Source organism: Citrobacter sp. SX206 (assembly GCF_024181025.1).
GTDB classification, from domain to species: Bacteria; Pseudomonadota; Gammaproteobacteria; order Enterobacterales; family Enterobacteriaceae; genus Citrobacter; species Citrobacter youngae.
Window position 1 is genome coordinate 857449 of sequence record NZ_CP049738.1, and the last position, 25831, is coordinate 883279.

General features: G+C 51.8%; 20 protein-coding genes. 19 read left to right on the forward strand and 1 reads right to left on the reverse strand.

Annotated features, from left to right (window positions below; genetic code table 11):
• Positions 1-3: 3 nt before the first annotated feature.
• The 9 genes from thyA (at position 4) to recD (ending at position 14522) form a co-directional block, all read left to right on the forward strand.
• A complete protein-coding gene (gene thyA, locus G8S19_RS04175; protein WP_005123418.1) occupies positions 4-798 on the forward strand; it encodes a thymidylate synthase in 795 nt (264 codons plus the stop codon).
• Between the two features lie 184 nt (positions 799-982).
• A complete protein-coding gene (locus tag G8S19_RS04180) occupies positions 983-1453 on the forward strand; it encodes a prepilin peptidase-dependent protein (RefSeq protein WP_124020875.1) in 471 nt (156 codons plus the stop codon).
• Positions 1444-2007 carry a prepilin peptidase-dependent protein gene (locus G8S19_RS04185; RefSeq protein WP_101741608.1) on the forward strand — a complete coding sequence of 188 codons (564 nt, stop codon included), beginning with the start codon at positions 1444-1446 and terminating at the stop codon, positions 2005-2007. The genes G8S19_RS04180 and G8S19_RS04185 overlap by 10 nt, the downstream gene beginning before the upstream one ends.
• Positions 2004-2411 carry a DUF2509 family protein gene (locus G8S19_RS04190; protein WP_048213106.1) on the forward strand — a complete coding sequence of 136 codons (408 nt, stop codon included), beginning with the start codon at positions 2004-2006 and terminating at the stop codon, positions 2409-2411. Before G8S19_RS04185 ends, G8S19_RS04190 begins: the two co-directional genes overlap by 4 nt.
• Positions 2396-2719, forward strand: coding sequence for a prepilin-type N-terminal cleavage/methylation domain-containing protein (locus G8S19_RS04195; RefSeq protein ID WP_101741609.1), 324 nt, complete (start codon positions 2396-2398; stop codon positions 2717-2719). Before G8S19_RS04190 ends, G8S19_RS04195 begins: the two co-directional genes overlap by 16 nt.
• A 12-nt stretch (positions 2720-2731) precedes the next feature.
• Positions 2732-6100 carry an exodeoxyribonuclease V subunit gamma gene (gene recC, locus G8S19_RS04200; protein WP_048213104.1) on the forward strand — a complete coding sequence of 1123 codons (3369 nt, stop codon included), beginning with the start codon at positions 2732-2734 and terminating at the stop codon, positions 6098-6100.
• A 178-nt stretch (positions 6101-6278) separates the two neighbouring features.
• Positions 6279-9167 carry a pitrilysin gene (ptrA, locus tag G8S19_RS04205; protein ID WP_199975368.1) on the forward strand — a complete coding sequence of 963 codons (2889 nt, stop codon included), beginning with the start codon at positions 6279-6281 and terminating at the stop codon, positions 9165-9167.
• The gene (recB, locus tag G8S19_RS04210; RefSeq protein WP_253686130.1) at positions 9160-12705 is read left to right on the forward strand and encodes an exodeoxyribonuclease V subunit beta; all 3546 of its coding nucleotides are present in this window, start codon (positions 9160-9162) and stop codon (positions 12703-12705) included. The genes ptrA and recB overlap by 8 nt, the downstream gene beginning before the upstream one ends.
• Positions 12702-14522, forward strand: coding sequence for an exodeoxyribonuclease V subunit alpha (gene recD, locus G8S19_RS04215; RefSeq protein ID WP_253686132.1), 1821 nt, complete (start codon positions 12702-12704; stop codon positions 14520-14522). Before recB ends, recD begins: the two co-directional genes overlap by 4 nt.
• 47 nt (positions 14523-14569) lie before the next feature.
• Here the strand turns inward: recD and argA are convergent, their stop codons facing one another.
• Positions 14570-15901 carry an amino-acid N-acetyltransferase gene (gene argA, locus G8S19_RS04220; protein WP_253686134.1) on the reverse strand — a complete coding sequence of 444 codons (1332 nt, stop codon included), beginning with the start codon at positions 15899-15901 and terminating at the stop codon, positions 14570-14572.
• Between the two features lie 234 nt (positions 15902-16135).
• On the opposite strand from argA, the gene amiC reads away from it, so the two are divergent.
• The 10 genes from amiC (at position 16136) to G8S19_RS04270 (ending at position 25817) form a co-directional block, all read left to right on the forward strand.
• On the forward strand, positions 16136-17389 hold the full coding sequence (gene amiC, locus G8S19_RS04225) for an N-acetylmuramoyl-L-alanine amidase AmiC (RefSeq protein ID WP_003034016.1): 1254 nt from the start codon (positions 16136-16138) through the stop codon (positions 17387-17389).
• A gap of 373 nt (positions 17390-17762) precedes the next feature.
• Entirely contained in the window at positions 17763-18332 is a 570-nt protein-coding gene (locus tag G8S19_RS04230; protein WP_253686136.1) for a fimbrial protein, read from the forward strand.
• A gap of 61 nt (positions 18333-18393) precedes the next feature.
• Complete coding sequence (locus tag G8S19_RS04235; RefSeq protein ID WP_253686138.1) at positions 18394-18945, forward strand: fimbrial protein; 552 nt, start codon at positions 18394-18396, stop codon at positions 18943-18945.
• Between the two features lie 10 nt (positions 18946-18955).
• On the forward strand, positions 18956-19504 hold the full coding sequence (locus G8S19_RS04240) for a fimbrial protein (protein ID WP_253686140.1): 549 nt from the start codon (positions 18956-18958) through the stop codon (positions 19502-19504).
• 12 nt (positions 19505-19516) lie between these two features.
• Positions 19517-20113, forward strand: a complete 597-nt coding sequence (locus G8S19_RS04245) for a fimbrial protein (RefSeq protein WP_253686142.1) — start codon at positions 19517-19519, stop codon at positions 20111-20113.
• Between the two features lie 118 nt (positions 20114-20231).
• Positions 20232-20918 (forward strand): fimbria/pilus periplasmic chaperone, encoded by a 687-nt coding sequence (locus G8S19_RS04250; RefSeq protein WP_124020865.1) that lies wholly within the window; start codon positions 20232-20234, stop codon positions 20916-20918.
• A 40-nt stretch (positions 20919-20958) separates the two neighbouring features.
• Complete coding sequence (locus G8S19_RS04255; RefSeq protein WP_199969718.1) at positions 20959-23571, forward strand: outer membrane usher protein; 2613 nt, start codon at positions 20959-20961, stop codon at positions 23569-23571.
• Positions 23568-24161 (forward strand): fimbrial protein, encoded by a 594-nt coding sequence (locus tag G8S19_RS04260; RefSeq protein ID WP_199969720.1) that lies wholly within the window; start codon positions 23568-23570, stop codon positions 24159-24161. Before G8S19_RS04255 ends, G8S19_RS04260 begins: the two co-directional genes overlap by 4 nt.
• 15 nt (positions 24162-24176) lie before the next feature.
• Entirely contained in the window at positions 24177-24761 is a 585-nt protein-coding gene (locus G8S19_RS04265; protein ID WP_101741622.1) for a hypothetical protein, read from the forward strand.
• A 12-nt stretch (positions 24762-24773) separates the two neighbouring features.
• Positions 24774-25817, forward strand: a complete 1044-nt coding sequence (locus G8S19_RS04270; RefSeq protein WP_253686144.1) for a fimbrial protein — start codon at positions 24774-24776, stop codon at positions 25815-25817.
• Positions 25818-25831 lie beyond the last annotated feature (14 nt).

A 25831-nucleotide genomic window follows, 5' to 3' on the forward strand; every position in this document is an offset into this window, starting at 1 on the left:
ACCATGAAACAGTATTTAGAACTGATGCAAAAAGTGCTGGATGAAGGCACACAGAAAAACGACCGCACCGGAACCGGAACGCTTTCCATTTTTGGTCATCAGATGCGTTTTAATCTGCAGGAAGGGTTCCCGCTGGTTACGACTAAACGCTGCCATTTACGCTCGATCATCCATGAGCTGTTGTGGTTTTTGCAGGGCGACACCAACGTTGCCTACCTGCATGAAAACAACGTCTCAATCTGGGATGAATGGGCTGATGAGAACGGTAATTTAGGTCCGGTGTACGGTAAACAGTGGCGTGCATGGCCAACACCGGATGGCCGCCATATCGACCAGATCACGACGGTGCTGAACCAGTTGAAAAACGACCCGGATTCCCGTCGTATTATCGTTTCCGCGTGGAACGTAGGCGAACTGGATAAAATGGCGCTGGCGCCGTGCCACGCGTTCTTCCAGTTCTACGTGGCGGATGGCAAACTCTCTTGCCAACTGTATCAGCGTTCATGCGATGTGTTCCTCGGTCTGCCGTTTAACATTGCCAGCTACGCCTTGCTGGTTCACATGATGGCGCAGCAGTGCGATCTTGAAGTCGGTGATTTTGTCTGGACAGGCGGTGACACGCACCTGTACAGCAACCATATGGATCAAACACATCTGCAGCTTAGCCGCGAGCCACGTGCGCTGCCGAAGTTGGTTATCAAGCGTAAACCAGATTCAATTTTCGACTATCGTTTCGACGACTTCGAAATTGAGGGTTACGATCCGCACCCAGGCATTAAAGCACCGGTCGCTATCTGATCGAGGCTAATCCTGTCACAACCGGCGCCTTATGCGTCGGTTTTTTTTTGCCTTACATTCTATTCTGCGGCGTTGATTCCTGAAATTTTGCAACGTGATGTAATGCGATAAATATTCTCCGTAGCTTGCCGAAGAAGCTGAATTTCCCCCTCGTTATTAATTTCTCTCACGCCATACTGGCGACATGAAAAAACAACAAGGCTACACGCTTCTCGAAACCCTGATTGCAATGCTGATTATCGCGGCGCTTGGCGCATCAGGGTTGTACGGTTGGCAGCGCTGGCAACAACAGCAGCGGTTATGGCAAACAGCCAGCCAGGTGCGGGATTACCTGCTGCAATTGCGCGAAGATGCTAACTGGCGTAATCGTGATCACGTCATCAACGTGCTCCGCGATGGAGGAACATGGTGTCTGGCAAGCTCAGCGACGTCACAAACTTCGTGTCAGCCGGTTTCACCGTTGATTTTTACGCCACTCTGGGCTGATGTCGAGATGGCAGAGATAACACCGTCACTGGCTTTTTTTGGCTTACGTAATACCGCATGGGCCGGGCATATCTACCTGAAGAATGCTGCAGGTGAATGGCGTGTGGTGGTGTCTGGTTGGGGACGAATCAGACTTTGCGAACGCGGTGAGGCGGATCAATGTCGGTAAGTGAACGTGGCTTTTCACTGCTTGAGGTGCTTATCGCTATGGTGATAAGCAGCATTTTACTCCTCAGCGCTGCGCGATTTTTACCTGCGCTGCAGCGAGAAATTTTGCAGAACACTCGTCAGCTAGTGCTTGAAGATGAGCTCTGGCAGCGGATCTATACCGTGGCGAAGCATCTCCAGCGGGCTGGTTATTGTCGGGGAAACTGTATCGGAGAAGGGCTGATGATATCAGCCGCGGGAGACTGTGTGATTGTACGCTGGGATGCCAATAGCAACGGTGTTTGGGACGATATTCCGACAAAGGAGGCCGATGCCGTTGGGTTTCGTGTTCAAGATAAGGTGCTGGAAACCTTGCGTGGCGCAACAACCTGCGTGGGAAAAGGTTGGGATAAAATGACCGATCCGGATTCTATTCAGATTGAGGTATTTCAGGTGGAGCGCCTGAATATCAGCGGATTTGCGCCAGTGCTTTCGTTGCACCTGCGCGGGAGAAGCAACGCCGAACCTCAAAAGGTCATTGAGGTATTCTATGACGTCACAGGATTCAACCTGTGAACCGTGAGCGAGGTGTTTCATCGCTTGCAATGGTGCTTTTACTCCTGGTACTTGGCAGTCTGTTGCTGCAAGGCGTAAGCCGACAGGAGGCGAGTTTTGCGTCGCGGGTGGCAACGGAAAGCCAGTCGCTACAACATCAGGCAGTGGTGCAATCCGCCATGGAATGGGCACGTATGCAGCCCTGGAGTTTGCAGATGGCAACGCAGTGTCGACGCTATTCCACACAGGGTGCGACAGTCTGCCTGCGTGTGCTCGACGACGATCTTGTGCTGCTTATTGCGCAATATGAAGGTATATCGCTATGGCGTCAGGGGATGATTATCGAGGGTACTATCGAATTCTCAGCGCATGGCTGGAGCGATTTCTGCCCGTTAAAGGTGCTGGCGTTATGTCTGATACCCTGAACAGACAGCGTGGTTTTAGCCTGCCGGAAGTGATGCTGGCAATGGTGCTGATGATTATGATCGTGACCGCGCTTTCCGGATATCAGCGGGCGCTGATGAAGAGCTTTTTAGTCAGAAGCCAGTATCAACAATTGTGGCATCACGCCTGGCAGCAAACGCAGTTGCATATGTATTCACCACCTTTAAACTGGCAAATTAACCGAATGCAGACAACGATAGCGGGATGTGTCAGCATCAATGTTAAAATTACTTCCCCTCTGAGCAGGCAGGGTCAGATGACACGACTGCACTGCCCAAATCGTCAGTAGTCAGGAGTTGCTATGTTAAGGGTCTACCACTCCAATCGTCTGGATGTGCTGGAAGCGTTGATGGAATATATCGTTGAGCGCGAGCGGCTGGACGACCCCTTTGAACCCGAGATGATCCTGGTTCAAAGCACCGGTATGGCGCAGTGGTTGCAAATGACTCTGGCACAGAAGTTTGGTATTGCCGCTAACATTGATTTCCCGCTGCCAGCGAGTTTTATCTGGGATATGTTTGTGCGTGTATTGCCGGATATCCCAAAAGAGAGCGCATTTAGCAAACAGAGCATGAGCTGGAAGCTGATGACGCTGCTACCTCAATTGCTGGATAACGACGATTTCGCACTGCTACGCCACTATCTCACCGACGACACAGACAAACGTAAGCTGTTTCAGCTTTCATCACGCGCTGCGGATCTGTTCGACCAGTATTTAGTCTACCGTCCTGAATGGCTGACGCAGTGGGAGGTGGGGCTGCAGGTGGAAGGACTAGGAGATGCTCAGGCCTGGCAAGCGCCATTGTGGAAAGCACTGGTGGAATACACGGCTGAACTGGGACAGCCAGGCTGGCATCGTGCCAATTTATATCAGCGGTTTATTCAGACCCTGGAGAATACGTCTGACTGCCCACAAGGCTTGCCCTCGCGCGTCTTTATTTGTGGTATCTCCGCGCTACCGCCCGTGTATCTGCAGGCATTACAAGCGCTGGGTAAGCACATTGATATTCATCTGCTTTTTACCAATCCCTGTCGTTACTACTGGGGGGATATTAAAGACCCCGCTTATCTGGCTAAACTGTTGGCGCGTCAGCGTAGGCATAGCTTTGAAGAACGACATTTACCGCTGTTTCGCGATAGTCAGAATGCTGAAGGACTGTTTAACAGCGATGGTGAGCAGGATGTGGGGAATCCGATGTTGGCCTCATGGGGAAAACTAGGACGTGACTACATATATCTGCTTTCGGAATTGGAAAACAGCCAGGAGCTGGATGCGTTTGTCGACATTACTCCTGACAATCTTTTGCATAATATTCAAGCGGATATTCTGGAACTCGAAAACCATGCGGTGGCGGGAGTCAGCCTGGAGGAGTATTCGCGTAGCGACAATAAACGGTTGCTTGAGCCGAATGATACTAGTGTGACGTTTCATGTCTGTCATAGCCCACAACGCGAAGTGGAAATACTCCACGACCGGTTGCTGGCAATGCTGGAAGCGGACCCAACACTGACGCCGCGCGACATCATCGTGATGGTGGCGGATATCGACAGCTACAGTCCATTTATTCAGGCTGTCTTTGGCAGTGCACCGGCCGATCGTTACCTGCCGTATGCTATTTCCGATCGCCGGGCGCGTCAGTCTCATCCCGTCTTACAGGCGTTTATTAGCCTGCTTTCGCTACCGGACAGCCGTTTTGTCTCAGAGGATGTCCTGGCATTACTGGATGTGCCTGTGCTGGCTGCGCGTTTCAACATCAATGAAGAAGGGTTGCGCTATCTTCGTTTGTGGGTCAATGAATCTGGAATTCGCTGGGGCATTGACGACGACAACGTGCGCGAACTCGCGCTTCCTCCAACTGGCCAGCATACCTGGCAATTTGGTTTAACACGTATGCTGCTGGGCTATGCGATGGAAAGCGCACAGGGGGAGTGGCAGTCGGTATTGCCCTATGATGAGTCCAGTGGTTTGATTGCCGAGTTAGTCGGGCATTTGGCCTCGTTGCTGATGCAGCTAAACATCTGGCGCAGAGGGTTAGCACAGGAACGCCCGCTGGAAGAGTGGTTACCCGTTTGCCGGGACATGCTTAATGATTTCTTCCTGCCGGACGCGGACACCGAAGCGGCGATGACGCTGATTGAACAGCAGTGGCAGGCCATTATCACTGAAGGTTTGGGGGCCGAGTATGGCGAGGCCATACCGCTGTCTCTGTTACGTGACGAACTGGCGCAGCGTCTTGACCAGGAGCGCATCAGCCAGCGTTTCCTGGCAGGGCCTGTCAATATCTGTACGCTGATGCCGATGCGCTCTATCCCTTTCAAAGTGGTGTGCCTGTTGGGCATGAACGATGGCGTTTATCCGCGCCAGCTTGCGCCGCTGGGATTTGATCTGATGAGCCAAAAACCGAGGCGTGGTGACCGAAGCCGCCGTGATGATGACCGCTATCTGTTCCTCGAAGCCCTGATTTCGGCGCAACAAACGCTCTATATCAGCTATATCGGCCGCTCAATCCAGGATAACAGTGAACGCTTCCCGTCGGTGCTGGTGCAGGAACTTATGGATTACATTGGGCAAAGCCACTATTTGCCGGGCGATGAATTACTCACTAGCGATCAAAGTGAAGCGAAAGTAAAAGCGCACATTACCCGTTTACATACCCGTATGCCCTTTGATGCACAAAACTATCTGCCAGGTGAGCAGCAAAGCTATGCCCGGGAGTGGTTGCCAGCGGCAAGCCTGTCAGGCAAAGCGCACACGGATTTTGTCCAGCCGCTCCCCTTTACAATGCCTGAAACCCTGACGCTGGAAACGCTGCAACGCTTTTGGGCTCATCCGGTGCGGGCGTTTTTCCAGATGCGCCTGAGGGTAAATTTCCGCTCTGAAGAGAGCGAAATCCCGGAAACAGAACCCTTTATCCTCGAAGGGCTCAGCCGCTATCAGCTTAATCAGCAGTTGCTTAATACCCTGGTTGAAGAGAACGACGCTGAACGATTGTTTCGCCGTTTTCGTGCGGCGGGTGCGCTTCCCTATGGGCCATTTGGTGAAATTCTGTGGGATACGCAGCGTCAGGAGATGCAGACGCTGGCTGAACGCATTATCGCCTGTCGTCAGCCTTGTCAGAGCATGGAAATCGATCTTACCTGTAACGGCGTGCAAATCACCGGTTGGTTGCCGCAGGTACAAGAGGACGGTTTGTTGCGCTGGCGCCCATCTTTGATCAGCATTGCGCAGGGTGTGCAACTTTGGCTGGAACATCTTGTCTATTGTGCGAGTGGCGGTACGGGAGAAAGCCGGTTGTTCTTACGCAAAGACGGCGAGTGGCGTTTCCCTCCACTGGAGGCCGAACAGGCGTTACAGTATCTGTCGCAACTTATTGAGGGATATCGGGAAGGCATGTCATCGCCGCTACTGGTATTACCGGAAAGTGGTGGGGCGTGGATAAAAACCTGTTATGACGCCGTAAATGATGCCATGTTAGATGACGATGATACGTTGCAAAAAGCGCGCAGTAAGTTTCTGCAGGCCTATGAAGGCAACATGATGGTACGCGGTGAAGGTGATGACATCTGGTATCAACGTCTGTGGCGTCAACTGGATGCTGATACGCTGGAGACCATTGTTTTACAGTCTCAGCGTTACCTGTTACCGATTTTTCGATTTAATCAGTCGTGATGATTGTATAAAAATTGCGCAATTTGATGGCTTCCACTATGATGCGCTTTCTGTCACGGACTGATTCTTACAAAGAGAAGAGGCTGACGCGTTCAGCACAGAGTCTTGCCCTGTTCAGAACACGCTTAATGCGTTGTTTGCAGTGAACAGGTGAATACGTTAATGATGAGGTTTGTGAATGCCCCGCAGCACCTGGTTTAGCGCATTACTGTTGTTCGTCGCCCTTTGGGTTCCCGTAAGTCAGGCTGATACCGGTTGGCAGCCTTTAGCTGAAACCATCCGTAAAAGCGATAAAGACACCCGTCAGTATCAGGCCGTGCGCCTTGATAACGGTATGGTCGTATTGCTGGTATCCGATCCGCAGGCCGTGAAATCCCTTTCTGCACTGGTGGTCCCCGTGGGTTCGCTGGAAGATCCGGACGATCATCAGGGGCTGGCGCATTATCTCGAACACATGTGTCTGATGGGGTCGAAAAAATACCCGCAGCCGGACAGCCTGTCTGAATTTCTGAAAATGCACGGCGGCAGCCATAATGCCAGCACCGCGCCTTATCGTACGGCTTTCTATCTTGAGGTTGAAAACGACGCGCTGGTGGGGGCTGTAGATCGCCTGGCAGACGCTATTGCCGATCCGTTACTGGATAAAAAATATGCCGATCGCGAGCGTAACGCGGTTAACTCCGAGCTGACGCTGGCGCGTACCCGAGACGGGATGCGTATGGCGCAGGTGAGTGCGGAGACTATTAACCCGGCGCACCCTGGTTCGCGCTTCTCCGGCGGAAATCTGGAAACATTAAGCGATAAACCGGGTAATCCGGTGGTACAGGCGTTACACAAATTTCATGAAAAGTACTACTCCGCGAACCTGATGAAGGCGGTGATTTATAGCAATAAACCATTGCCAGAGCTGGCGCGGATAGCGGCTGACACCTTTGGTCGCGTGCCAAACAGAAATATCGAAAAACCGGAAATAACCGTCCCGGTTGTCACCGACGCGCAAAAGGGCGTCATCATCCACTATGTTCCGGCAATGCCGCGTAAAGTGCTGCGCGTCGAGTTTCGTATTGATAACAATAGCGCGCAGTTCCGCAGTAAAACCGATGAGCTGGTGACCTACCTGATTGGCAATCGTAGTCCGGGCACATTGTCTGACTGGTTGCAAAAGCAGGGGCTGGTTGAAGGTATTCGTGCGGACTCCGATCCGGTGGTCAATGGGAATAGCGGCGTATTAGCCATTTCCGCGACGTTAACCGACAAAGGGCTGGCGAATCGCGATGAAGTTGTTGCTGCAATCTTTAGCTATCTCAACCTGTTACGTGAAAAAGGTATCGATAAACGCTATTTTGACGAACTGGCGCACGTGCTGGATCTCGATTTTCGTTATCCCTCTATCACCCGTGATATGGACTACGTTGAATGGCTGGCGGATACCATGATCCGCGTTCCCGTCGAGCATACTCTGGATGCGGTGAATATTGCCGACCAGTACGATGCCAAAGCCGTTGAGCAACGTCTGGCAATGATGACGCCGCAGAATGCGCGTATCTGGTATATCAGCGCGAAAGAGCCGCATAATAAAACTGCTTACTTTGTCGATGCGCCTTATCAGGTAGATAAAATCAGCGACAAAACCTTTGCCGACTGGCAGCAAAAAGCGCAGGGCATTGCGTTGTCATTACCGGAGTTGAACCCCTACATTCCTGATGATTTCACGCTGATTAAGGCGGATAAAAAATACGCTCACCCGGAACTGATCGTTGATGAGCCGGATTTACGCGTGGTGTATGCGCCGAGCCAGTATTTTGCCAGCGAGCCAAAGGTTGATGTCAGCGTGATACTGCGTAACCCGAAAGCGATGGACAGCGCCCGCAATCAGGTCTTATTCGCCCTGAACGATTATCTGGCGGGTATTGCACTCGACCAGTTAAGTAACCAGGCCGCAGTGGGAGGTATTGGTTTTTCTACTAACGCGAATAACGGCCTGATGCTTAACGCCAACGGCTATACTCAGCGTTTGCCGCAGCTTTTCCAGGCGCTGCTGAGCGGTTATTTCAGTTACACCTCAACAGATGAACAGCTGGAACAGGCGAAATCCTGGTACGCCCAGATGATGGACTCGGCGGAGAAAGGCAAAGCCTACGATCAGGCGATCATGCCGGTTCAGATGCTGTCTCAGGTACCGTACTTCTCACGCGATGAGCGCCGTAAGCTGCTGCCTTCCATCACCCTGAAAGAGGTAATGGCCTATCGCGACGCCTTGAAAACCGGGGCGCGTCCCGAATTCCTGGTGGTCGGTAATATGAGCGAAGCTCAGGCGAAAACCATGGCGCGGGATATCCAGAAGCAGCTTGGTGCGAACGGCTCACAGTGGTGCCGAAACAAAGATGTTGTGGTAGACAAGAAGCAGTCTGTCATCTTTGAAAAAGCGGGCAGTAGTACGGATTCCGCGCTGGCGGCGGTATTTGTGCCAACTGGATACGATGAGTACACCAGTTCAGCCTATAGCGCCATGTTAGGGCAGATTGTTCAACCGTGGTTCTACAATCAACTGCGTACTGAAGAGCAATTAGGTTATGCCGTCTTTGCTTTCCCAATGAGCGTTGGCCGCCAGTGGGGAATGGGCTTCCTGTTGCAAAGCAGCGACAAGCAACCGTCCTATCTCTGGGAACGCTATAAGGCATTTTTCCCCACGGCGGAAGCGAAGCTGCGGGCGATGAAACCTGAAGAGTTCGCACAAATTCAGCAGGCGATTATTGCGCAAATGCTCCAGGCCCCGCAAACGCTTGGGGCAGAAGCCTCGCAGTTAAGCAAAGATTTTGATCGCGGCAATATGCGCTTCGATTCACGTGATAAAATAGTGGCTCAGATTAAACTGCTGACGCCGCAAAAGCTTGCCGACTTCTTCCATCAGGCGGTGGTTGAGCCGCAAGGCATGGCGATACTGTCACAGGTTTCCGGCAGTCAGAACGGGAAAGCAGAATATGTGCACCCGGAAGGCTGGAAAGTGTGGCAGACCGTCAGCGCGTTGCAGCAAACCTTACCCCTGATGAGTGATAAGAATGAATGATGCCGCTGAGTCCCTTGATCCACTCCGCTTGCCCCTGACGGGCGAGCGCCTGATTGAAGCCTCTGCGGGCACCGGTAAAACCTTTACCATCGCCGCCCTGTATTTACGTTTACTGCTTGGACTGGGCGGCTCTGCCGCCTTTCCTCGTCCGCTGACCGTCGAAGAACTGTTAGTGGTCACCTTCACCGAGGCGGCTACTGAAGAGCTGCGCGGTCGAATTCGTAGCAACATCCATGAACTGCGTATTGCCTGCCTGCGTGAAACCACCGATAACCCGCTATACGCCCGTCTGTTAGATGAAATCGCCGATAAAAAACAGGCCGCCCAGTGGCTGCTATTGGCAGAAAGACAGATGGATGAAGCGGCGGTGTTTACCATTCACGGCTTTTGCCAGCGTATGCTCAGCCTCAACGCTTTTGAGTCAGGCATGCTGTTTGAGCAACAACTGATCGAAGATGAATCGCTGCTGCGCTATCAGGCCTGTGCGGACTTCTGGCGTCGACACTGCTATCCGCTGCCCCGTGACATTGCGCAGGTGATTTTTGAAACGTGGAAAGGACCGCAGGCGCTGCTGAGAGATATCGATCGCTATCTGCAAGGGGAAGCACCGGTTATCAAGGCTCCACCGCCCGATGACGAAACACTGGCAACCCGGCACGAACAAATCCTCGCGCGCATTAATCAAATTAAGCAGCAATGGCGCGATGCCGTTGATGAGCTGGATGGCCTGCTGGAAGCCTCCGGGATCGACCGGCGTAAATTTAATCGCGGTAACCAGGGTAAGTGGATCGAAAAGATCAGCGCGTGGGCGCAGGAAGAAACCCAAAGCTATCAGTTGCCTGATGCGCTGGAGAAATTCTCCCAGCGCTTTTTAGAAGAGCGAACCAAAGCGGGCGGCGTAACGCCTCAGCACCCGCTTTTCGTCGCTATTGATCAACTGCTTGGCCAACCGCTGACAATCCGCGATCTGGTGATCACCCGGGCACTGGCGGAGATCCGCACGGCGGTTGCCGAGGAGAAACGCCGCCGCGGCGAGCTGGGTTTTGACGATATGCTCAGCCGTCTGGATGCGGCGTTGCGCAGTGAAAGCGGTGATGCACTGGCGACGGCTATTCGTACCCGTTTTCCGGTCGCGATGATTGATGAGTTCCAGGATACCGACCCGCAGCAATACCGTATTTTCCGCCGTATCTGGCAGCATCAGCCGGATACCACACTTCTGCTGATTGGCGATCCGAAACAGGCGATTTACGCGTTTCGCGGCGCGGATATCTTTACCTATATGAAGGCGCGCAGCGAAGTCAGCGCGCACTATACGCTCGATACTAACTGGCGTTCGGCTCCTGGCATGGTCAATAGCGTGAATACGATTTTCAGCCAGATGAACGACGCCTTTATGTTCCGCGACATCCCCTTCAGCCCGGTAAAATCCGCAGAGAAAAACCAGTCGCTTCAGTTTGTTTTACACGGTGAAACGCAGCCAGCCATGAGTATGTGGCTGATGGAAGGGGAAAGCTGTGGCGTCGGCGACTATCAGAACTACATGGCGCAGGTGTGCGCCACGCAAATTCGCGACTGGCTTAAGGCCGGGTATTCTGGCGCTGCGCAACTGGTCAGCGGTAAAACGTCCAGGCCGGTACGCGCCTCGGACATCAGCGTACTGGTTCGTAGCCGTCAGGAGGCGGCGCTGGTCCGCGATGCGCTGACGCAACTGGCCATTCCCTCTGTTTATCTCTCCAACCGTGACAGCGTGTTTGAAACGCTGGAAGCGCAGGAACTGCTGTGGGTGCTGCAAGCGGTGATGACGCCGGAGCGTGAGAACACGCTGCGTAGCGCGCTGGCAACCTCAATGATGGGGCTGAATGCGCAGGATCTCGAAGCGTTAAATAACGACGAAAATGCCTGGGATGCGGTGGTCGAGGAGTTCGATGGCTATCGTCAGATCTGGCATAAACGCGGCGTGATGCCGATGCTGCGCGCGCTGATGTCAGCCCGCCATATTGCGGAAAACCTGCTGGCGACGGCGGGAGGCGAACGCCGCCTGACCGATATTTTACATATCAGCGAACTGCTCCAGGAAGCCGGATCGCAACTGGAAAGCGAGCATGCGCTGGTGCGCTGGCTATCTCAGCATATTCTTGAACCCGACAGCAATGCGTCCAGTCAGCAGCTCAGGCTCGAAAGCGACAAGCATTTGGTTAAAATCGTCACCATCCATAAATCGAAAGGGCTGGAATATCCGCTGGTCTGGCTGCCGTTTATCACTAATTTCCGCGTCCAGGATCAGGCTTTCTACCACGATCGCAGCTCCTTTGAAGCGGTGCTGGATCTCAGCGATGCCGCGGAGAGCGTTGAGCTGGCCGAAGCGGAACGTCTGGCAGAAGACTTGCGCTTGCTCTATGTTGCGCTCACCCGTTCGGTATGGCACTGCAGCCTTGGCGTGGCGCCGTTGGTACGCCGTCGGGGCGATAAGAAAGGGGATACCGATGTGCATCAGAGCGCCCTTGGCCGCCTGCTGCAAAAAGGCGAGCCGATGGATGCCGCGGGTCTGCGTGGCGCTATTGAGGCGCTGTGCGGTGAGGATATCGCCTGCCTGACGCCAGCTAAGCCTGACGGCGAACCCTGGCAGGTTGCGCAGGCTGTTAGCAGCGAACTGAGTGCAAAAATTCTGCAGCGTACGCCTGGTGACAGCTGGCGCGTGACCAGCTATTCCGGTCTGCAACAGCGTGGGCATGGTATTGCGCAGGATCTGATCCCGCGACTGGATATCGATGCCGCAGGCGTCGGTGAGGTTATTGAAGAGTCAGGACTCACGCCGCATCAGTTTCCGCGCGGCGCTTCGCCGGGTACATTTTTGCATAGCCTGTTTGAAGATCTCGACTTCACCCAACCGGTAGAGCCGCATTGGGTCGAAGAAAAACTGGCGTTGGGCGGTTATGATGCACACTGGACGCCGGTTTTGACCGCATGGTTGGACGCCATTTTGCAGGCGCCTCTCAACGAGACCGGCGTGAGTTTGAGTCAGCTTTCCGCGCGTGAAAAACAGGTGGAGATGGAGTTTTATCTGCCGATTTCGCAGCCGCTGATGGCCAGCCAACTTGATGCGTTGATCCGCCAATACGATCCGCTTTCGGCTGGCTGCCCGCCGCTGGACTTTATGCAGGTACGCGGCATGCTGAAAGGGTTTATTGACCTGGTGTTCCGCCACCAGGGGCGTTATTACCTGCTCGACTACAAGTCAAACTGGCTGGGCGAAGACAGTTCTGCGTATACCCAGCAGGCAATGGCCTCTGCCATGCAGGCGCATCGCTACGACCTGCAGTATCAACTTTATACCCTCGCGCTGCATCGCTACTTGCGCCATCGCATTGCTGATTACGATTATGAACGCCATTTTGGCGGCGTTATTTATCTCTTCCTGCGTGGCGTTGACCGTGAAAATCCGCAGCAGGGAATTTACGCTACCCGACCCGATGGGGAATTGATCTCGTTGATGGACGAGTTGTTTGCAGGTGCGGCTCTGGAGGAGATGCAATGACAATCCAGAAACGATTACTGGAGGCCGTGGAACAAAAACAGCTCCGCCCTCTGGATGCCCAGTTTGCACTGACGGTTGCCGGAAATGATAACCCTGCCGTTGCGCTGGCGGCGGCGTTGCTCAGCCGCGAAGCAGGAGAAGGGCACGTCTGCTTACCGCTTTCGCGGTTATCCCGAAGTGAGGACGCCCATCCTCTGTTAAGCGCCTGGCTCGCTGAAGCGGGAGAGCCCGAAGACTGGGCGGAATGCCTGCTGGCCTCCGGCGCGGTAAGCCGTGGCGAGCAATCGACGCCGATGGTATTGTACGGCGATCGCCTGTACCTGAACCGCATGTGGCATAACGAACGCGCGGTAGCGCGCTTTTTCGGTGAAGTTAACCACGCCATTGAGGTGGATGAACAACGGCTGACCCACACGCTGGCGGCGCTGTTTCCACCCGTTGAAGGCGTTAACTGGCAAAAAGTGGCGGCTGCTGTGGCGCTGACCCGCCGTATATCGGTGATCTCCGGCGGGCCGGGGACCGGAAAAACGACAACGGTGGCGAGGCTTCTGGCGGCGTTGATTCAGATGGCGGACGGTGAACGCTGTCGTATTCGTCTGGCGGCGCCAACGGGAAAAGCGGCAGCCCGTCTGACCGCCTCGCTGGGCGCGGCGCTGCGAGAACTGCCGCTGACCGATGAGCAAAAGAAGCGCATTCCCGATGATGCCAGTACATTGCACCGATTATTGGGCGCTCAACCTGGAAGCCAACGCCTGCGGCATCATGCAGGAAACCCACTGCATCTGGACGTGCTGGTGGTGGATGAAGCCTCGATGATCGATTTGCCGATGATGTCGCGCCTTATCGATGCGCTACCGCCACATGGGCGGGTGATTTTTCTTGGCGATCGCGACCAGCTCGCTTCCGTTGAAGCGGGGGCGGTGCTGGGGGATATCTGTGCTTTCGTCGGTGATGGCTTTACCCCGGAGCGTGCCCGCCAGCTTAGTCGCCTGACTGAAACCACTATTCCGGCAGGTTCGGGAACTCAGGCGGCTGCTCTGCGCGACAGTTTGTGCCTGCTGCAAAAGAGCTACCGTTTCGGTAGCGATTCCGGAATCGGCCAGTTGGCTGCGGCGATTAATCGTGGTGACAAAGCCGCGATAAAAACGGTCTTCCAGCAGGGATTTGACGACATCGAAAAACGCGCTCTGCACAGCAGCGAAGATTACGCAGCGATGCTGGAGGAAGCGCTGGCGGGTTATGGACACTATCTCGATTTACTGCGCGAGCGCGCCGAGCCGGATGCTGTCATTCAGGCCTTCAATGAGTATCAGCTATTGTGCGCCCTGCGGGAAGGCCCGTTTGGCGTGGGTGGCTTGAATGAACGCATTGAGCAGGTGATGGCGCAAAAGCGCAAAATTCACCGTTCGACGCATAGCCGCTGGTATGAGGGAAGGCCGGTAATGATCGCGCGCAATGACAGTTCGTTGGGATTATTTAACGGTGATATTGGTATTGCCCTCGATCGTGGGCAGGGCCTGAGAGTGTGGTTTGCGCTGCCGGACGGTTCAATCAAATCGGTCCAGCCCAGCCGCTTGCCGGAACATGAAACGACCTGGGCAATGACCGTCCATAAATCGCAGGGATCTGAGTTTGACCACGCGGCGTTAATTTTACCCAACCAGCACTCACCCGTGGTGACCCGTGAGCTAGTCTATACCGCCGTCACCCGCGCACGCCGTCGTTTGTCACTGTATGCCGATGAACGGATATTGAGTAGCGCCATTGCCACCCGAACCGAACGCCGCAGCGGATTGTCGGCGCTGTTTAATCAATAATATTTGCTGGCCGGATAAGGCAGTTATGCCGCATCCGGCAACCACTCTTATGCCAAATCCGCCATCAGCACTTTTGACCGCCGCTGATAGTTGTACATCTCTTTTTTGCTTTCCGGCAGCAGATCGATATCGACCGGCGTGAAGCCGCGCTCCTGGAACCAGTGAATGCTGCGCGTCGTCAGCACGAACAGCTTGCTAAGCCCCATTTGCCGGGCTTGCACGGCGATCCGCTCCAGCAAAACTTCGCCGCGCGAAGAGCTTCGATAGTCAGGGTGTACCGCCACGCAGGCCATTTCGCCAATTCTTTCTTCCGGGAAGGGGTACAGGGCGGCACAGGCGATGGTCAGGTTATCGCGCTGAATAATGGTGAACTTGTCGATCTCCATTTCCAGCTGCTCGCGGGAGCGACGAACCAGAATACCTTGCTGCTCCAGCGGGCGGATCAGCTCCAGAATCCCGCCGATATCATTGATGGTGGCGCGACGGATCTGCTCGGCACTCTCCATCACGATTTGCGTCCCTATCCCATCGCGTGAGAACAGTTCCTGCAACAGCGCACCGTCTTCCTGATAGCTAATCAGATGGCAGCGACGTACCCCACTGCGACAGGCTTTGACCGCACCACGCAGGAAGCGCACGGTGCCAGAGCTGTAATCGCCGATCTCTTCCTGTGCTTCAACGCGTGCCTGGGCCTCGTTGGGGAACAGTTCGGAAATAATATCGCCATCATCGTTGGTGACACCCTGAGACGAGCAAAAACCGATCATCTTTTCTGCTTTCAGTTTGATCGCCAGCTGCGTGGCGACCTCTTCTGACGTCAGATTAAAGCTCTCACCAGTGACGGAAACGGCGACCGGGCCCATCAACACAATCGCGCCGCTATCTAACTGGCGGTGAATGGCATCTTCATCGATGCGACGAATACGCCCGCTATGGCAGTAATCTACGCCGTCATCAACGCCCAGCGGCTGGGAGATAATAAAATTACCGCTGACCACATTGATGTGTGCACCCTGCAATGGCGTATTATTCAGGCTCATCGACAGGCGGGCGGTAATATCAAGCTGAAGTAGCCCTGCAGCCTGTTTGACCAGCTCCAGCGTTTTCGCATCGGTGACGCGCGTGTTTTTGTGGTACACCGGCTCATGATGATGCGCCGCAAGATTGGCATCAATCTGCGGTCGTGCGCCATAGACCACGACCAGGCGGATGCCGAGGCTATGAAGAAGACCAATGTCATTGACGATACTGGAAAAGTTTTCATGCTCGATGGCTTCGCCGCCCAGCATAATGACAAACGTTTTTCCCCGATGGGTATTGATATAGGGAACAGAATGGCGGAATCCCTGTACCAGTTCGGTTCTACGCTCCTTCACCACGGCACACCCTCATTGCATTATTATTCGTAATTTGTGTATTTTTATTCTGTTTTGGTTCTGTGCGCAAGCGTAATTTTTACCCATACCGAAGATTTTTATCAGTAATACCGTGAATATAAAAAGAATGTTTACCCTTTTATAGATGACAGATTATGCGTCATTCGCTAAAGTTTCCGGTCAATTCGGACGTTTTACGTATTACCTCAATACAGATTTCTTTTGCTCGGGAGAAGCATGTCGGGATCCAACTCAGCAATCAGTCGCCGCCGTTTACTGAAAGGTGCGGGTGCTATGTGGCTTTTAAGCGTCAGCCAGGTTGGTCTGGCTGCCGTGAGTCAGGTCGTTGCGGTGCGCATCTGGCCTGCATCCAGCTATACCCGCGTCACGGTAGAATCTAACCGTCTGCTGAAATACAAACAGTTTGCCCTGAGTAATCCTGAGCGTGTGGTTGTGGATATTGAAGACGTTAATCTGAACTCGGTGCTCAAGGGCATTGGGACGCAGATTCGTCCTGACGATCCGTATATTAAGTCGGCGCGCGTAGGCCAGTTTGATCCAAAGACCGTGCGGATGGTGTTCGAGCTGAAACAGAATGTGAAGCCGCAACTTTTTGCGCTGGCTCCGGTGGCAGGCTTTAAAGAACGTCTGGTGATGGATCTCTACCCCGCGAATGCCCAGGACGTTCAGGACCCGCTGCTGGCATTGCTGGAAGATTACAACAAGGGCGATCTGGATAAACAGGTGCCACCTGCGCAAAGTGGCCCGCAGCCGGGTAAAGCGGGGCGCGATCGTCCCATTGTCATTATGTTGGATCCAGGCCACGGCGGAGAAGACTCCGGTGCGGTGGGGAAATACAAGACGCGTGAAAAAGATGTGGTACTGCAGATTGCCCGCCGCCTGCGAGCCCTCATAGAGAAAGAGGGCAACATGAAGGTCTTTATGACACGAAATGAAGATATCTTCATTCCGCTTAAAGTCCGCGTGGCGAAAGCGCAGAAGCAGCGTGCAGACCTGTTTGTCTCGATTCACGCCGATGCCTTTACCAGTCGACAACCCAGCGGTTCTTCAGTGTTTGCGCTCTCGACCAAAGGCGCGACCAGTACCGCAGCGAAATATCTGGCGCAGACCCAGAACGCCTCGGATCTCATTGGTGGCGTCAGTAAGAGCGGTGACCGTTACGTCGACCACACCATGTTCGACATGGTGCAGTCGCTGACCATCGCCGACAGCCTGAAGTTTGGTAAAGCGGTATTGAATAAGCTTGGTAAAATCAACAACCTGCATAAGAATCAGGTTGAACAGGCCGGGTTTGCGGTACTAAAAGCGCCGGATATCCCGTCCATTCTGGTCGAAACGGCATTTATCAGTAACGTTGAGGAAGAGCGCAAACTCAAAACGGCGACCTTCCAGCAGGAAGTTGCAGAGTCGATTCTGGCAGGGATTAAAGCCTATTTTGCCGATGGGGCGACGCTGGCGAGAAGGGGATAAATACACGTCCTGGCATTCTGATGCGATATAAAGAATGATTGTCCAGGACGAAATATTATAGTGGGAATATTTACTGGTTCATCTAATATTATCGGATAAATTACCGATAACGTATATTCATAAAGTATCTGGTTGATTATATAATTTTAAAATTAATATATCTGTTTGAAGTTTATTTTTAATTATTTGGCGGTGTTATTTTATTTATTAATTGATAATTATTTTATATTGATGTTTTCCTAAAAATAAATCTGATGATGTTTTCTGGCACATAGTGTCTCTTCACTTGGGATATAATTTTATCGCATTACCTCTGGCAGGAATGCAGACACCATAAATTATGGTATTGGATATTTATCACCAAGGGAAAAAAATGAAAAAATTCACTATTGCAGCCATTGCTATGGCATTTGCAGGAAGCGCTTTTGCGGGCGATCAGGACTCTGCGGATATTCATTTTGCAGGTGAAGTGCAGACTAATATCTGTACGGCGGAGCTTTTAGGGGGAGGAACTTCAGTGCAACTGGATCCGACTGACGTTAAAACCGTAACGGCAGCCACCACTGACTCGGTAATGAAAAAAGACTTCACTGTCTCTCTGGATTGTACTGCTCAGGGCGCTAAAGACAAAATTACCGGTGCGAGCTATGCCACTGTAACAGGCTATCTGGCGGCGGCAAAAGGTACAGCGGTTAATGCCAGCACTTCTGCGCTGGATAACACTGACGTTACGGCTGCGGGTGCGCAAGGGGTTGGTTTCCAGGTGCAAAACAAAGACAGCAGCAATGCAGTCCAGACGTTTACCACCGCTGATCGCCAGGCGAAAGTGATCGATACTGCGGCGCCAATGCTGTTTAACTACAACGTCGGCTACCTGAAAACCGGCACCGTCAGCGGCGGTTTGGTTGCAGCTGACGCCATGTTTATCGCAACGTATCAGTAATATAAAAATAATGCCAGGCAGGGCCGTTGAGCCCTGCTTTTTCATCCAGGAGGGAGGGCGTATGCGTAAAGGAAAACCGTTATTGTTGCTCCTGATGATATTCGGCCTGTTAAGCGGGCAAATATCTTTGGCTGCTACCGGTGCCGAATTTATCGTACGGGGGAGTATTTATAAAACGACCTGTACCGTACAAACGCCGGGAGACGGTACTTCGATAGCGTTGGAGGAAGTGACCACACAGGCATTACTTGATGCACGAAGCTTTCCTGTTTCGCCGAAGGAATTTACCATTAATATCAGTTGTTCCACGCCTTCCGTGTGGCATGAAGTGACGGGCAAATTTACTACTGACGGGGAGATCGAAGGTTCCAATGTTTCTGCTCATTTAAAAAATACGATTACCGATACGACTGGCGCAAAATATGTCGGTCTACAAATTAAAGATAAAATTACTGATACTGTTGTTGATTTTAGTGCAACGCAGCAGTTCACGTTAGCTTTTAGTAATGAGAACAGCGCCTCATTTAAGTTTGAAGTGGGTTATATGCCTTATGGTGTACCGGAAAAAGGCGATGTACATGCGGCGGCGACCTTTACCCTGACCTATGCCTGACGGAGCGTCTGTGAATAAATTAATTGTTCTGATGCTGTCTGGGCTGACGTGGGTTAATTCAGCGGGTGCTGCTGATACGCTGGAATATGAATTTACCGGTCGGGTGACGGAGTCAACTTGTAAGGTGGAACTTTACTCGTGGGGAAGCGTAGTAGATAGTATTATTGGTAGTTCGAGCATCATGGTCAATACTATGCCAGCCATAGGCGATATTAGGTGGTTATCGAAAATGGGAGAGTATTATTTCCGCGTTTCCTGCCCGTCCGGGTATAAGGCGTCAGCAGTGACCGGAAAAATAAGTACATCGCAGGAGGTTGATGCCGCCACCCTCGCAATAAAATCTGAAGATAGAAATAATCAGTTTGGCTTCGTTTTTAAAGATACCGATCAGAATGTGATGATTGATTTTAGCACGGTGGAAAATACGCAGACCCTTGTCCAGGATGGCGATGTAAAAAGGGCTGATTTTAATTTTATCGTGGGGGTTGTGCCTTATGGTGTGAACGTGAACTACGGTGAGCTGCAAGCTTCTATTATGTTTACTGCCACATTTCAGTAATCGGGGAAGAAAATGAAATATTTATCATTCCTTTTTTCTCTGCTGGCCTTCAGTGCTTATGGCACCGTGACGATTGACGACACGATACAGACGCCTGAAATTGTTGTTTCGGCTTTCGTCGAGCCTATGCCCACACAATGTAAAGTATGGGTCGAGGTGGATGGCGTGAGCAGCACCACTATTGCGTTAGAGACGGCTTCCCTGAAGGAACTTCAGGGGGCGACTTCAGGCGCGCTGCATCAAAAGAATTTCGCTATACGTTCTGAGTGCACTCATGCCGAGGCCTATCAGCCGAATATTCGTTGGGTGACGAGCGGAGAGACCGACCCTGCAACCTATGCGCTAAAAAATACTACCTTATCAGGCGCGGTAAACGTTGGTTTCCTGGTACAGGATCAATCAACACCACCGGGCTCAGTCGTGAATTTCCAGACGGGTAGCCGAAAAGATTATGAAATAGTAGGTAGCGGCCGTTGTTATAGAATGTCTGACGATAGGGAGGGGTGCTATAACTGGGCGTCAACCTATTCCGTTGGTTATATCGCCTACGGTACTCCCGGCGCGGGCATTGTTACTGCCGATGCTACCGTAATTATTAATGTTGAATAAAATAGCTAAAATATATTTGGTTGGCTTATATATCAGCTCTACATAGTGTAAAAATATTGTTTCTGTCAAAGGGATTTATATGAAAAGGTATTCATGTTCGTTATTTATTGCGTGTTTAATGACGCTTACTACAACTTCATCACTGGCCAGCGTGGTGATTCAGGGAACGCGGGTTATTTACCCTGAATCGGCGAAAGAAGTAACGGTGAAAATGGTCAATGAGGGTAAGTCGCCTTTATTGGTCCAATCCTGGCTGGATGACGGTAATGAAAACGGCGACCCGGCCAAAATGAAGCTACCGTTTATTGTCACTCCCCCCGTCTCGCGTCTTGACCCACAAAAAGGCCAGAGCGTGCGTATTACCTGGACCGGTCAGGCGTTAGCGCAGGATAAAGAGAGTATTTTTTGGTTTAACGTGCTGGAAATTCCGCCTAAAGATAAGAATGCGGAAGGGAAAAGCAAGCTTAATCTGGCTTTACGTTCGCGGATTAAATTCTTTTATCGTCCGGCCTCACTGAAGGGCAGTTTTATTGATGGTTTAAATAATGTTAAGTGGTCGCTGGTTAATGACGCGGGTAACGTGGCGATCGTCCTGAAAAATGAATCGCCTTATTATCTCTCGCTGATTGGTGGCGCGGTATGGGCTGGGGCGAAAAAATATGACTACAAACCGAAAATGTTGAGCCCTTTTAGTGAGGAACGCTTTGTCGTACCGCAATTAACCACAACTTCCATTAATAAAGTGTCATGGGTTGCGTTGAATGATTACGGCGCGGATGCGGAAGTTGTCAAAACGGTTAAATAAAAAATACCCGCAGAGTAACAGGATTATTAATTAAAAGGGAATGATGGTGCGCCGATTATCGCGATCTATTTATTTATCGACGTTTCTGACTGGCTTTTTTTCGCTGACATCCGCACAGGCAGATGAAGGTACGCCCGATGAAAGCGCCAGCACCGAGATGGTGGAGTTTAGTGACGCCTTTTTAATGGGTGATGCGGGCAGCCAGCTTGACCTGAAGCGTTTTTCACGTGGTAATCCTGTTCTTGCCGGAACATACAACGTTAAAGTTTTCCTTAATGGCAAGGAAATGTTCAAAACTCCGCTGACTTTTCACGAAAACAATACGGATTATGCGTCGGCGTGTTTTACCCATGCGCTGCTGGAACAGCTCAATGTGGATCCCGAGTCGCTAAATCAGGAGGATGAGGATGGCTGTTATGATCTGGCCGCCACCCTGCCGAAGTCTTCCAGCCGCTACGACCCATTGACGCAGGAGCTGAATGTAACCATCCCGCAGGTCTATCTGGTCAGTCATCCTGCCGGCTATATTCCTCCTTCGCGTTGGGATTCCGGGATCCCGATGGCGCTGCTCTCCTATAACGCCAACGCCTGGCATTCCAAAAGCGACAATACCACGCAGGACACCTTTTACTCCGGGTTGATGTTGGGTTTGAACCTTGGCGCATGGCGTTTACGCTCAAATGGCGCATACAACTGGGATAACGATAACGGCGGAGAGTACAGCAGCTACGATCTTTTTATTGCACGCGACATTGTGCCGCTGCGTGCAAAACTGGAAGCCGGGGACGTACGCACCAACGCCAACATGATGGATTCCATTTCGCTGGACGGTGTGCACCTTTACAACGATGCGCAGATGGACCCCTCGGCTAACAGCTATGTGCCGGTGATTCGCGGCGTCGCGAACAGCAATGCCAAAGTAACGGTACGCCAGGAAGGTCGTATTGTTACGCAGGTCACCGTCCCGCCGGGGCCGTTCGCCATCAGCGACTACTATGCCGCACAAAACGGCAGCGATCTGGATGTTACCGTTGAGGAGTCTGACGGTAGTACGCGCGTATTTTCTATGCCCTATGCCTCTATTGCCCATTTGCTGCGTCCTGGTGAAGTGGACTGGGATATCGGTATCGGCACGGTGGATAAAGACACAGTTGATGAAACCCTGTGGGCGGGAGTCGCCACCGCCTCTTACGGCTTGAGCAATATGTTTACCGCCTACGGCGGCGTACAAATGGCAGAAAACTTATACACCGCCGGAATGCTCGGCATGGCAATGAATACCAGTATCGGGGCGTTTTCATTCGACGTGACGCACTCACAAACCACCGCCGATGACGTTGGCACCTTAAAAGGGCAGAGCTACAGCCTTAACTACAGCAAAAATTTCACGGCGACGGGGACCACCTTCAGCGTGGTTGGCTATCGTTTTTCCTCTGAAAACTACATGTCGATGAACGATGCGCTGTCACTCAAAAATACGCTGAATAATTATGCTTCCGATAAAAACACCACGACGCAGGAGGCGTATCACGCCTATACACGTACGCGCAACGAGATACAGGCCAACGTCTATCAGGATGTGACTATCAATGGTGAAAGTTATGGCTCGTTTTATCTGAATGGAACCTGGCGTAGCTATTGGGGCGATGATGGCAATACCTCGCAGTATTCCGTAGGTTATAGCAACTCTGTGGGGAGCGTGAGTTACAGCATTTCCGCCCAGCGCAGCTATGACGAATTTGGCGAAGAAGACGATAGCATCAACCTCGGTTTCTCTATTCCGTTGGGGTCAGGCTCCAGCGTGGACTATCGTCCGTTCTCCAGTATGAGCGTCAACAGCAGTAGCGACTTTAAAGGTAACGACAGCGTCAGCGCGATGGCGACAGGGAGTTCTCGGGACAATATGTATAACTACTCCCTGAACACCACGAGCAGCCGCAACAAAGACAGCGAAGACCTCACCACGATAGGCAGTTGGGTGACGCGCAACGGCGCGTACAGTACCACCTCATTGTCGGCGACGCAGGGGCTTAACGGCGATCAACAGTACTCGCTAAGTACAACCGGTGGCGTGGTGCTGCACAGCGGCGGGCTGACGCTGGCCTCCGGCTATTTAACGCCAGACTCGACGATGGCGCTGGTGCACGCCAGCGGGGCGAAAGGCGCGTCCGCCTCAATGGGCAATGGGCAGATAGACGGTTTTGGCAATATGGTCGTCACCAGCCTGAGTCCCTACCGGGAAAACACCGTCGGTCTGAATATTGACACGATGGAAAACGATGTGGCGATTAGTAATACCACCGGTGTCGTGGTGCCGACCAGCGGGGCGCTGGTGCGTGTGGATATCGAAACCGACGCCCGTAAAGCGTTTATGCTGGAACTGATGCGCGACGATGGCGGGTTTATTCCGCTGGCGGCAGATGTGCAGGATGGTGCTGGCAGCTCGGTCGGCACCGTAGGCCAGGCGGGGATTGCCTTTGTGCGCGGCATGGATGACAGCGGTACGCTCTCCGTCATTTGGGGCAGTGGCGCAGAAAGCCGCTGTCAGGTGAGCTATCAGTTAGATGGCAATGCCAGCATGATCGGTAAAACGCCGCTTATCTCCGGTCTGCGCTGCCGGATGTCCTCAACCAGCGTGAAGGTGACGCCATGATCCATCATCGAATTTTTCGCCATGTAGTATTAGGCCTGTGTTCATTTTGCTTTAGCGCTGCTGCTTTTGCTGATTGCCTGGCAAAAAGTGATCCGTTGAAATGTATGGGGAGTACCAAGACGGTTGATGTAACCTTTACTGCAACTCTTCAAACTCCTTCGTGCAATGTTTCTTTAGGGGGAGAGAGTAATCTGGGAGGAAAGTCTCTCGTTATTGATTTTGGTCAGATTATAGCGCGTGATCTGGATGTTAATGATGAACGTTATAACCGTCCTTTAGGTATATTTTTAACTGGTTGTGACAATATGCTTAATAAAGCAAAGGTGACTTTTTCCATAAATAGTGCTGATCTCTGTCCAGATCTCTATAAAACATGCCAGGGGACGGGGACAATGTTGGGATTAAAAATTAAGGATCGAGTCAAGGGAGATTTTATTGCATTCAACAGCGAGAGGGATATGACGTTGAATAGTAATGGTGAGGGGTATTTCACGATTTACGATATATATATTATGGCAGCCTTTGGGGGTGCTACAAGTCATTCTGGTTATTTCGAGGAATCGTTTCAAATCATTGTCCGTTATAACTAAATACCTGGGGTTATCATGCGCTATTATCTTCCTTACCTGTTCACGTTAATCCTGTCTTCTCCAGCGCTGGCGGCAGAAACGTTTATTGTTGCACCTACGATGGATGTTACTGTAACGGCAACAACCGTATTACCCGTATGTAATGTTAGTGTTGCACAGGAGATAACCCTTCCTGATACAGATATAAGCCAGTTTGCTGCCGGCGGTGTATTGAACGCTTTAGCTCCTACTGATTACAGTGGAGGAGATATCTATACGCCGTTTAATATTACGCTCACCAACTGTGGCAGCGAAACGGCGTCAATATCCAGAACAATGCGTTTAACGCTTCGTAATATAGGTGCCGAACCTATTATTGATGGCGTATTCAGCGATTATTTACAAAACAGTACCAACGTTGGCATTGTTATTTTTAATACGGATGGCGCCAGCGCAAGAAATGTCCTGCTGGATGAAATTATATTCACTAATCAAATTGCTACGAATAGTGAACAAGTCTTCCATTTCGCGACGCGTTTTCAGAAAGTGGGCAACGGCGAAAGTGGCGTCGCAAGCGGATTGTATGCAGCGAAAGTTTCCGTGACCGCAGCGTATGAATAAAAAGGATATGTTATGCTGAAAAAATATGGATTTATCATGCTGTTATTGCTGGGCTTATGTGGTGTTCGCGGCGCATTGGCGAGTTGTGCATTTACCACGCCAACGGGAACAAATATTGAGCAAACTATGGCATCGTCGCCCGTAACGGCGGTCATGCTGACAAGCACAAATTTGCAGCAGTTATTCCAAAGTTCATTACTGGCCGGTGGGCCGATTATTTCCACCTGTAATCCGTCCACGGGATCTGCCATCACCGTATCGGGGGATACTTTTTCTGCGGCTCCACTGTCTGAAACGATGCCTGATGGTGGTTTGCTGCTTTACACTAGCGCCAATGGATTTGGTTATGGATTCTGGTACACCGTGACCTATGGCGATGGCAGTGGAAGCGTTTCGGGGCATCTTAAAAAAGGGGGGATGTTCAGTGCGACGCCTGCCCAGCTTAATGGCGCCAGGTGGGAGTTTCAGGCCGAATTATGGTATGCGGGGGGATACTATAGCGATCGGGTTAAAGCGAGTCAGATTGCGGCAGAGAATATTACGTATTTTAAAGTGGGCTTTAGTAATGTTATGAAAGGGTTTCATTTTAATTCCCCTGCCATTCCGATTACGCCAACCACTTGTAACTTGTCTATTGACAGGTCAAAAGTCGATTTTGGTTCGTTTAACTTTCTGCTCTATGGCGGAACGGGGGGAGTTAAAAATGGGCCGTATCAAGAGATAAGTGTTAGTAACAATAACTGCAAGATGACGACTAAAATTGAGACTCGTATACTGAGTAATGGGAATCCGGTGAGTTCTGACCAGCATTTGTTGCTAAACAAACTGGCTGGTGATGATGCCGCCAGCGGTTTTGGTGTGGCGCTTTATACTTTTTACAATCCCCTTATCATTGATGCTCTTTCGGGGAACGGAGACATTCGTGGCCCGTTCACTTCCGCGCCGAAAGAGTTTGATACCTCTGGTCCTATTTACTTATATCTTGAGCCAGACGGTACGCCGCTAAGGAATGGGAAATTCGAGGCTACCGCTACTATTAACGTCAGCTACTATTAACCCCAATGAACGAC

What these genes read in the sequence shown, in the direction of transcription:
- thyA (WP_005123418.1), top strand. Translation starts at nt 4, where the DNA reads ATGAAACAGTATTTAGAACTGATGCAAAAAGTGCTGGATGAAGGCACA.
- G8S19_RS04180 (WP_124020875.1), top strand. Translation starts at nt 983, where the DNA reads ATGAAAAAACAACAAGGCTACACGCTTCTCGAAACCCTGATTGCAATG.
- G8S19_RS04185 (WP_101741608.1), top strand. Translation starts at nt 1,444, where the DNA reads ATGTCGGTAAGTGAACGTGGCTTTTCACTGCTTGAGGTGCTTATCGCT.
- G8S19_RS04195 (WP_101741609.1), top strand. Translation starts at nt 2,396, where the DNA reads ATGTCTGATACCCTGAACAGACAGCGTGGTTTTAGCCTGCCGGAAGTG.
- recC (WP_048213104.1), top strand. Translation starts at nt 2,732, where the DNA reads ATGTTAAGGGTCTACCACTCCAATCGTCTGGATGTGCTGGAAGCGTTG.
- ptrA (WP_199975368.1), top strand. Translation starts at nt 6,279, where the DNA reads ATGCCCCGCAGCACCTGGTTTAGCGCATTACTGTTGTTCGTCGCCCTT.
- recB (WP_253686130.1), top strand. Translation starts at nt 9,160, where the DNA reads ATGAATGATGCCGCTGAGTCCCTTGATCCACTCCGCTTGCCCCTGACG.
- recD (WP_253686132.1), top strand. Translation starts at nt 12,702, where the DNA reads ATGACAATCCAGAAACGATTACTGGAGGCCGTGGAACAAAAACAGCTC.
- amiC (WP_003034016.1), top strand. Translation starts at nt 16,136, where the DNA reads ATGTCGGGATCCAACTCAGCAATCAGTCGCCGCCGTTTACTGAAAGGT.
- G8S19_RS04230 (WP_253686136.1), top strand. Translation starts at nt 17,763, where the DNA reads ATGAAAAAATTCACTATTGCAGCCATTGCTATGGCATTTGCAGGAAGC.
- G8S19_RS04235 (WP_253686138.1), top strand. Translation starts at nt 18,394, where the DNA reads ATGCGTAAAGGAAAACCGTTATTGTTGCTCCTGATGATATTCGGCCTG.
- G8S19_RS04245 (WP_253686142.1), top strand. Translation starts at nt 19,517, where the DNA reads ATGAAATATTTATCATTCCTTTTTTCTCTGCTGGCCTTCAGTGCTTAT.
- G8S19_RS04250 (WP_124020865.1), top strand. Translation starts at nt 20,232, where the DNA reads ATGACGCTTACTACAACTTCATCACTGGCCAGCGTGGTGATTCAGGGA.
- G8S19_RS04255 (WP_199969718.1), top strand. Translation starts at nt 20,959, where the DNA reads ATGATGGTGCGCCGATTATCGCGATCTATTTATTTATCGACGTTTCTG.
- G8S19_RS04260 (WP_199969720.1), top strand. Translation starts at nt 23,568, where the DNA reads ATGATCCATCATCGAATTTTTCGCCATGTAGTATTAGGCCTGTGTTCA.
- G8S19_RS04265 (WP_101741622.1), top strand. Translation starts at nt 24,177, where the DNA reads ATGCGCTATTATCTTCCTTACCTGTTCACGTTAATCCTGTCTTCTCCA.
- G8S19_RS04270 (WP_253686144.1), top strand. Translation starts at nt 24,774, where the DNA reads ATGCTGAAAAAATATGGATTTATCATGCTGTTATTGCTGGGCTTATGT.